The organism is Flavobacterium sp. SOK18b (genome assembly GCF_014156605.1).
GTDB lineage: Bacteria > Bacteroidota > Bacteroidia > Flavobacteriales > Flavobacteriaceae > Flavobacterium > Flavobacterium tiangeerense.
The window spans coordinates 1-8,682 of sequence record NZ_QKNZ01000122.1 but is presented as its reverse complement, the minus strand read 5'-3'; the positions used below and the strand labels follow the sequence as shown (position 1 = coordinate 8,682).

General features: G+C 32.7%; 8 protein-coding genes. 7 read left to right on the top strand and 1 reads right to left on the bottom strand.

The features are described 5' to 3' along the window. The 4 genes from DNC80_RS14475 to DNC80_RS14460 form a co-directional block, all read left to right on the top strand. Positions 1-1,178: SRPBCC family protein (locus tag DNC80_RS14475; RefSeq protein ID WP_255493260.1), on the top strand; the 1,178-nt coding region annotated here is incomplete at its 5' end. 61 nt (positions 1,179-1,239) lie between these two features. Beyond that, the gene (locus tag DNC80_RS14470) at positions 1,240-1,782 is read left to right on the top strand and encodes an RNA polymerase sigma factor (RefSeq protein ID WP_182651822.1); all 543 of its coding nucleotides are present in this window, start codon (positions 1,240-1,242) and stop codon (positions 1,780-1,782) included. A gap of 33 nt (positions 1,783-1,815) precedes the next feature. Beyond that, positions 1,816-2,235, top strand: coding sequence for a hypothetical protein (locus tag DNC80_RS14465; RefSeq protein WP_182651821.1), 420 nt, complete (start codon positions 1,816-1,818; stop codon positions 2,233-2,235). A gap of 19 nt (positions 2,236-2,254) precedes the next feature. Next, on the top strand, positions 2,255-2,713 hold the full coding sequence (locus DNC80_RS14460; protein WP_182651820.1) for a sensor of ECF-type sigma factor: 459 nt from the start codon (positions 2,255-2,257) through the stop codon (positions 2,711-2,713). Positions 2,714-2,774: 61 nt separating this feature from the next. Here the strand turns inward: DNC80_RS14460 and DNC80_RS14455 are convergent, their stop codons facing one another. Then, on the bottom strand, positions 2,775-3,839 hold the full coding sequence (locus DNC80_RS14455; protein WP_182651819.1) for an oxidoreductase: 1,065 nt from the start codon (positions 3,837-3,839) through the stop codon (positions 2,775-2,777). Positions 3,840-3,949: 110 nt separating this feature from the next. Here DNC80_RS14455 and DNC80_RS14450 point away from each other — a divergent pair, with 110 nt between their 5' ends. From DNC80_RS14450 to DNC80_RS14440, 3 genes are all read left to right on the top strand, one after another. After that, positions 3,950-5,221: a hypothetical protein gene (locus DNC80_RS14450; protein WP_182651818.1), complete on the top strand. Its 1,272-nt coding sequence runs from the start codon at positions 3,950-3,952 to the stop codon at positions 5,219-5,221. A gap of 114 nt (positions 5,222-5,335) precedes the next feature. Beyond that, entirely contained in the window at positions 5,336-7,297 is a 1,962-nt protein-coding gene (locus DNC80_RS14445; protein ID WP_144892612.1) for a KUP/HAK/KT family potassium transporter, read from the top strand. Between the two features lie 131 nt (positions 7,298-7,428). After that, complete coding sequence (locus DNC80_RS14440; RefSeq protein WP_158729461.1) at positions 7,429-8,643, top strand: RsmB/NOP family class I SAM-dependent RNA methyltransferase; 1,215 nt, start codon at positions 7,429-7,431, stop codon at positions 8,641-8,643. The last annotated feature ends 39 nt before the right edge of the window (positions 8,644-8,682 follow it).

Genomic DNA, 8,682 nt, shown 5'->3' with positions numbered 1-8,682 from the left:
TTGAAAAACTTTTAAATAAAATCTATAACTTTACAAAATCAAGAAACCAACCCGTTATGCGAATTTTAAAATATATTTTCCTTCTACTTCTACTAAGCCTTGTGGCTTTGACTATATTTATTGCCACTCAAAAAGGAGATTTCACTGTAGAAAGAAGTCATATTATTAAAGCGCCTAAGAATACTGTATACCAATTTGTTAATGATTTAAGAAACTGGGAAGATTTTGCAACCTGGATATCTAAAGATGCAGCTTCAAACCTTTCTTTTTCAGAAAAATCAATAGGCAACGGAGCTACAATGACTTGGGATAACCAAACAAATTCGGGATCAATTGCAACACTTTCATCACAAGAAAACGATAGTATTTCACAAAAAATGGATTTTGATGGCAGTGAATCATCAGTAGTATTGCGTTTTAAAGATACTTTAAATGGGACTAAAGTGACTTGGAAATCTCAAGGAAAAATGAGCTTTACCATGAAAGTAATGGCTGCAATGCAAGGTGGGATTGATAAAATAATGGGTCGCGTTTACGAAAAAAGTTTAGAGAAACTCGAAAAAACATTGGTTTTTGAAACCAATACTTTCAATATAAAAGTCATTGGCCTAACCACAAAATCAGGAACAAATTACTTAAAACAAACCTTTACAAGCAAGCTTACTAGCGTTTCTAAAAATGCTAATATCGTATTTAATAAATTAACTGCTTTTTGTTCCAATAACGGCGTTGAAACAAATGGCAAACCATTTTTATTGTTTCACAATTACAATGCAACAACAGGATTAGCACAAATTTCTTTTTGTATTCCTACTAAAAACCGAATTTTGACTAGCTCAGGTAGTGATATTTTATCAGGTACATTAGAGCCATTTGAAGCCATAAAAACAAATTTAACAGGCGATTATACTCACATAAGCAAGGCTATTCAACAATCTAATGCGTACATAGCTAAAAATAAGGTTGTTGTAAGTCCTAATTTTAGCCATTTAGAAGTTTTTAAAATTAATAAATCAGACGTAAAAAACCCATCAAAATGGGAAACTGAGGTTTATGTGCCGCTTCCGCCAAAAGTGATTCCTGTAACCGCTCCTGTTAAATCTACGACTGCTACTCCAGCAGCTCCTGGCAATCAACCAACTCCAACAGAAATCAAAGAAGAAGATTCTGAATTTTAAAAAAACACCTTTTGGTATTAAACCTTATTATTCAAAAATCATCTTAAACTAAAAAAACATTGTGCAGGAAGAACAGGAATTTATAAACCAATTATTAAACCCCAAAACGCAAAATCAAGCGTTTCAGAGGTTGTTATTGGAATATCAAAAACCATTGTATAACCATATCCGCACCATTGTTTTAAATCACGATGATACAGATGATGTTTTGCAAAATTGTTTCATTAAAATTTTTCAACATCTTAAAAGTTTTAAAGGAGATAGCAAACTTTTTTCTTGGATGTACCGTATTGCTACAAATGAGGCCTTGACTTTCTTAAAACAAAAAGCCCGTGCTAATAATATCTCATCTGAGGCTTTGCAAAATAAAACACTCGATAATCTAGAAGCCGATGTATTTTTTGATGGAAATGAAATGCAATTAAAGCTACAACGCGCAATTGCGTTACTACCAGAGAAACAGCAACTGGTTTTTAAAATGAAATACTTTCAAGAACTTAAATATGAAGAAATATCAGAAATTTTAGGCACCACAGTAGGCGGGTTAAAAGCCTCCTATCACCTAGCCGTAAAAAAAATTGAAGCTTTTGTTTCTTCCACTTAAACCTTTTAGTAATAACATTGTCTAAACACTATTATGAAGACATTTAAATTAGATAACGAACCAAAAATAGATACTGGATTTAAAGTTCCAGATCATTATTTTGACACTTTTTCTGCAAAGATGATGCAGCAAGTAGAGCAAAATGAACCACCCGTTATTTCTATTTTTCAACGAAAGAAAACTTTAATATTCTCTGCTGTAGCTGCCGTATTAGTTTTAGCGCTGATGGTTCCTTTAGTGGTACAACAACAAAACAATAAAGAAAATGAGCTAGAAACAGCTGCATTAGAAAATTATATTACTTATCAAACAAATGTAAATCAATACGATTTAATTAATGGTTTGAATTATGAAGAAATTGAAAATATGAAAACTCCAATTGCCCTGAAAGATGAGACAATTGAAGAACATTTTTCAACAAATACCAACCTAGAAAATTTAATTTTAGAATAATAGATTTAAAAAAAATACAATGAATAATTCAAAAATAATACTCCTTGCTTTATTATTTGTTTCTTTTAATTTTTACGCTCAGGGCGAAAGCATGAAAGAAAAAAGAGAGCAAATAAAAGTTTTGAAAGCTGCTTTTTTTACCACTGAAATAGGATTTACAACAGCAGAGGCCGAAAAATTTTGGCCTGTTTATAATACTTATGATGACAAACAATTTGATTTAAGACATCAAAAAATGAAGTCTTATGTAAAACGAATGAGTGATGGCTCCTTAGATAAAATTAACGAAAAAGAGGCCAAACTATTTTTAGCTCAAATTGAAGGTACTGAAGAGGAACTATTTTATGTTCGTAAACGTTTTTTACAAAATTTAAGAACGTTTTTACCAGCTGTAAAGATTGTAAAATTAAAAAAGGCCGAAGAAGATTTCAATAAAAAATTACTCCAACAATACCGCAATAACGGACAAAAAAATTAATTTCCTTTTTTATTAATTCAAGAACTACCCTCAGTGTCTAGGATACTGAGGGTAGTTTTTTTTAATTAAATCGTAACCGAATCATTTTATTTTGGCCCGCTGCAATAGCCGTAGTTGCATTAATAAAGCGAATGGTATTCAGTTTTGAATCTGTTGCTAATTGTTTCCAAGAAACGCCACCATCCCCAGAATAAAACATTCCAGAGTAACCCACCGTAACAATACCTTTCCCTTTACTCTTGGGCACATATTGCACACAAGATGCATAACCAAAAGCCATATTCTCAGCTACTAGTTTCCAAGTTTTTCCTCCATCAACAGTTATGGCTTTATTTGAATGATTTTGATCTCTATTTTCATAATCACCTCCTGTAATAAACCCTATTTTATCATTGTAAAAATCAGCAGTAAATATTCCTGTCATACTTTTACCTTGTACGATAGGCGTTTCATAAACTGTCCAAGACTTTCCTTTATTTGGCGAATAAAAAACTCTTGACTTAACTCCACCAGAGACAATCCAAGTAGAAGAACCTTTTAATACAATATTAGTGTTGCTTGCTGCAAAAGCAGCCTCTCCTGCACTTGTTGTAGGCATGAGTATGTCAGGAACTTTTTTCCATGAAGCTCCGCCATCACGAGTAATGATAACATTTAAACCAGTAGAAACAGGGTCACCCATGGCTATACCTTCTTTATTATTCCAAAATTGCATACTATCAAAAAAAACCTTCTCATGATTTTCTTGATAGACCAATTTAGTAGTTAAATCTTTTTTTGAAATTTGATATAACAAAGCAGGATTTGACACACTTAAAACATAAACATAATCTCTAGTTTGTGCATTACTTCTAAATTCTAATTGCAATGTATCCTTAACAATTTTGTTTTCAGTTTTTTTATTTGTTATCAAATCAAAGCAGCCATACCGATTTTTATCAGCCACATACCAAATTTTAGTTCCATCAATCACTAAAGATCGAATGCTAATTTTATCTTCAAATAAGGTATCAATACTTACATTCTTAAAAACAGAGCTTTCCATCCCCGTTTTATTAGCATTAACTTGACTTTTACAAGAAACGATAAAAAGAACCCATAAAATAAAGGAAAAACGGTAATTCATATACTATTTATTTTAGGCCAAAGTACAAATAAAAATCTAGAGTTACAGTCTAAAAAAAAACTGGCATAGTAATTGGTTACTACATAAATGTGAAACTAATTCCATTATATATGAAAACTAAACTACTCCTATTCAGTGTTATGACTACCTTATTAGTCACAACTTCTCAGGCACAAGATAGAACATCAGTAAACGCCATGAATTCTGAAATAAGCGATAATCTAGATTTGAGAGCAATAGCTTCCATTTTTGGTGATTCCAGAGATCTTGATGATTTTGAAAGAAGATTAAACGACCCGAAAGCTCAGATATCTAATCTAGATTTAAACAACGACAATCAAGTTGATTATTTAAGAGTTGTAGAATCGGTAGAGAGCAACACACACCTAATTGTTGTTCAAGCTGTGCTAGACAGAGATGTATACCAAGATGTAGCTACAATTGATGTTGAAAGAGATAGAAACAATAAAGTTCAGGTACAAGTAATAGGGGATGTTTACATGTATGGTGATAATTATATTTATGAGCCAGTTTACTATACTACTCCTGTAATTTACGCATCATTCTGGAGACCTTCCTACCGTGCCTATACTTCTAGATGGAACTGGGGATATTACCCATCGTACTACTATACTTGGAATCCTTTCCCTGTGTTTAGATATAGAAATAATATTTCAATTTGTTTAAATAGCTATAACAGTTACAATTATGTAAATTATAGAACAAGCAGTAGAGCGGTTGTTCTTTATAACTCAAGACGCTCTAATGGGTATGAAAGACAATATCCAAACTATGCTTTTTCAAGACGTAATGTGGCTGTATCAAACCGATATGAACTAGACCAAAGAAGAACAAGCTCAAGAGTAGAAAACACTTATGGTAGACGCACCACCAATGATGCTAATAGATACTCTACAAATAGTAGCAGAGAAAACCGTACGGCACAAAACAGTACTTCTGGTAGATATGAATCACAAGGAAGATCTCGCACAGAAAATAGCAACAATTCAAATCCAATACCAACAAGAACTGAAAACAACAGATATAGCACAAGAACTAGTGGAGAGACAACCACTGCTAACGGGCGATCTGATAGAAGCTACTCTCAAAATAGAGGCAATACAAGTAACGAAAGAGTTATGCAAAGAAGCGAAAACCAAACTGCAACAACTCAAAGTAGATCAAATTCTGAAAACAGTATACCATCAAGAAGAGAAAGTTCACCGAGAGATTATTCGCAAAACAGATCTAGTTCAGCACCACAAGCTACACCTCAAAGACAAGAATCAAGTTCTAGGGGTAATTCTGGTAGAGGATCTGAAACAAGAGGAAATAGCAATCAAAGAGGAAATTCTGAACGATCAGAAAATAGAAGATCTTAGATTTGATTAAAATACTTGAAAAACACGACAATTTTAGTCGTGTTTTTTTTTACACAAAAAGCACCTAATATATTATAAAAGTGTAAATTTGAAACGTTTTTAAAAAAAAATTTCATGAACGCTTCACACAAAGACCTCCATACTAAATGGACATTAGGCGGGTTATTAATTTCATTAGGAATCATTTACGGAGATATAGGAACCTCACCTTTGTATGTGATGAAAGCCATACTTGGCACTCATTTAATAGTATCAGATATCGTTTTGGGAGGTATCTCCTGTGTTTTTTGGACTCTTACGCTACAAACAACCATTAAATATGTGATTATCACACTTAGCGCAGACAATCATGGTGAAGGAGGAATTTTTGCACTGTACGCATTGGTTAAGAAAACTAAAATTCAATGGTTAATCGTTCCAGCAATAATTGGAGGAAGTGCTTTACTAGCAGATGGTATCATTACACCTCCCATATCAGTTTCTTCAGCCGTTGAGGGTATAAGAACCTATTATCCTGAAATCAATACAATCCCAATAGTTATTACTATTTTATTCATTTTGTTCATGATACAACAATTTGGAACAAAATTAGTTGGGAAATTCTTTGCGCCAATGATGCTTATTTGGTTTGGAATGCTAGCTATTTTGGGGATTTCTCAAATTACTCAAAATACCGAAGTATTAAAAGCTGTAAACCCGTATTATGCATACCACTTATTATCCATTCATCCTGAAGGATTTTTTGTACTTGGTTTTGTTTTCTTATGTACTACTGGTGCTGAGGCATTATATTCTGATATGGGACACTGTGGTCGTAAAAATATCCGAATTAGTTGGGTTTTTGTAAAACTAGCATTGGTACTAAATTATTTTGGACAAGCTGCTTACTTATTACAACATGAGGGCGAAACTTTACAAAGTATTGGTGGAAAAAATGGGAATCCGTTTTACTTAATCATGCCAGATTGGTTTCAACCTATAGGGATTGTAATAGCTACACTTGCTGCTGTTATTGCATCTCAAGCTTTGATTAGTGGTTCATTTACCTTAATAAATGAAGCAATGAGACTTAATTTCTGGCCAAAAGTAAAAATCAAATATCCTACAGAATTAAAAGGACAATTGTACATTCCGTCAATTAACTGGTTGTTATTTATAGGATGCGTTGGTATTGTATTGCATTTTGAAGAATCTAGCAACATGGAGCATGCTTACGGACTAGCTATTATTCTATGTATGATCATGACCACCATTCTATTGAATTACTACTTGATTATGAAAAGGGTAAAATTATATTTTATAGTTCCCTTAATCACCATTTATTTAGTAATCGAATTCAGTTTCTTAGCTGCTAATATTACCAAATTTGCCGAAGGTGGTTACGTAACACTTTTTATAGCTATAGCATTAATATCAGTAATGACAATTTGGTATTTGGCTAAGAAAATAAATAAAAGTTACACCAAACTGGTTAAAATTGAAGATTACAAGAAAGTACTTGTTGAATTAAGTGCCGATTTATCAATACCAAAATATGCAACACATTTAGTTTACATGACTAACGCTGGACGAGTTGATGAAATAGAGGAAAAAGTAATGTATTCTATCTTACAAAAAAGACCTAAAAGAGCTGACATATATTGGTTTGTTCATGTCAATATTCTTACAGAACCTTACAAAACCGAATACAAAGTTACCGAAATTGTAAAAGACGATTTATATCGAGTAGACTTTAACCTTGGTTTTAGAGAACCTACTAAAATCAATCTCATGTTCCGCGAAGTTATTAGAGACATGGTTAAGAAGGGTGAAGTAGATATCACGAGTAGGTACGAATCTCTAAACAAAAACAATATTATAGGAGATTTTAAATTCGTATTATCCGAAAAATTCCTTTCTAACGATAGTGATTTAAGATGGCATGAAAAATTAATCATGAATTCATACTTTTTTATCAAAAAACTAAGTCTTTCAGAAGAACGCGCTTTTGGCTTAGACAGTAGTTCTGTTAAAATTGAAAAATTCCCAATGGTACTTCATGCACCAGAAAACATAGGGCTCACGCGAGTAAAATAAATTAAGAATCCTTTAAAAAAAGCATTGTAGCAATACAGTGCTTTTTTTATGAAAATTTTTTAAACAACATTCAGTACTAAAATTTAACATTCAAATCAATTAATAGTACCTTTGCACCTCAATTATTTAAAATGAGATTACACAGAAATTTAGTTTACACAACAATAGATGCTTTAAATGCTATTTTTAATGAAGGCGAATATGCCGATAAAGTAGTAGCACGATCCTTAAAAAAAGACAAACGTTGGGGAAGTTCAGACAGGAAGTTTGTAGCCGAAACCATTTATGAAATTGTGCGCTGGAAACGATTATACTCTGAAATAGCAGAGGTTAAAGAGCCTTACGATAGAGATAATTTATGGAGAATGTTCTCTGTATGGGCCGTTTTAAGAGGCTACCCAATCCCTGATTGGCGCCAGCTTGAAGGTACTCCTGAACGAAAAATAAAAGGTCGTTTTGATGAACTGTCAAAAGTAAGAGCTCTGAAAGAATCTATACCTGATTGGATGGATGAGCTAGGTGTAAGTGAACTTGGAGAAAAAGTTTGGTCAAAAGAAATCACTGCTCAAAACCAACCTGCGAAAGTTATCCTTAGAGTAAACACCTTAAAAACAACCCGTGAAGCTTTGCGTGCTATTTTAATGGATTTAAACATTGAAACAGATACACTTAAAGATCAACCAGATGCACTTGTTTTAAAAGAAAGAGCCAATGTATTTTTGACAGATGCTTTTAAGCAAGGTTTTTTTGAGGTACAAGATGCAAATTCTCAACTAGTTGCAGCATTTTTGGATGTAAAACCAGGAATGAGAGTAGTTGATACCTGTGCAGGTGCAGGTGGAAAAACACTTCACATCGCCTCTTTGATGGAAAATAAAGGACAATTAATTGCAATGGATTTATATGAAAGTAAATTAAAGCAATTAAAAATTAGAGCCAAAAGAGATGGTGCTTTTAATATTGAGTATCGCATCATAGACTCTACTAAAGTTATAAAAAAATTACACGAAAGAGCAGATAGAGTTTTGATTGATGCTCCATGTAGTGGTTTAGGAGTTTTAAAAAGAAACCCTGATGCTAAATGGAAATTGAAACCAGAGTTCATTGATAATATTCGTAAAGTACAATCTGAAGTTTTAGAAAGTTATTCAAAAATTGTGAAACCAGGAGGGAAATTAGTTTATGCAACTTGCTCTATTTTACCATCTGAAAACCAAGATCAAGTGAAACGTTTTTTAACTACCGAAATTGGAAAACAATTTACTTTCGTTAAAGATCATAAAATCCTAGCGTCAGAGTCAGGGTTTGATGGCTTTTACATGGCGCTTTTAGAACGTAAAGAATAATATTAAAAGCTTATACCACAAAAAAAAACTCCAATTTCT